1 protein-coding gene is annotated in these 381 nt (G+C 74.8%); it reads left to right on the forward strand.

Annotated elements, in window-relative coordinates:
• Positions 1 to 24: 24 nt before the first annotated feature.
• The coding region (locus AC1DYG_RS20580) for a hypothetical protein (protein WP_477641684.1) at positions 25 to 381 on the forward strand (357 nt) is incomplete at its 3' end.

Here is a 381-nt window from a genome sequence, read left to right on the forward strand (position 1 = left end):
GCCCGGGCACGGGCGGAGCGGGCGATGGCCGCCAGGCAGAATGCGGCGGCCGTCGCGGCGGCCGTGGCGGAGTCGGGGCAACGGGTGGCCGCGCACCTCGAGACGGTCGTCGCCGCCGCCGCGGGGCACCGCGACGAGCTGACCCGCCAACGCGCCGAGCGCAGTGGGCAACTCGAGACGGTGAAGGAACGGGTGCGTCAGTACACCGCCCAGATGACCGCACTGACCGACGCCGTGCACCGCGACGAGGTGGCTCGGGCGCAGGCCGCGCTGCGGATCGAACAGCTCGAGCAGACCATCGCCGAGCAGCACGGCATCGGCCTCGAGGATCTGGTCGCCGAGTACGGACCGGAGGTGCCGCTGCCGCCGTCGGCGCTCGAG

The sequence above is a fragment of the Pedococcus sp. P1_H8 genome (assembly GCF_056405175.1).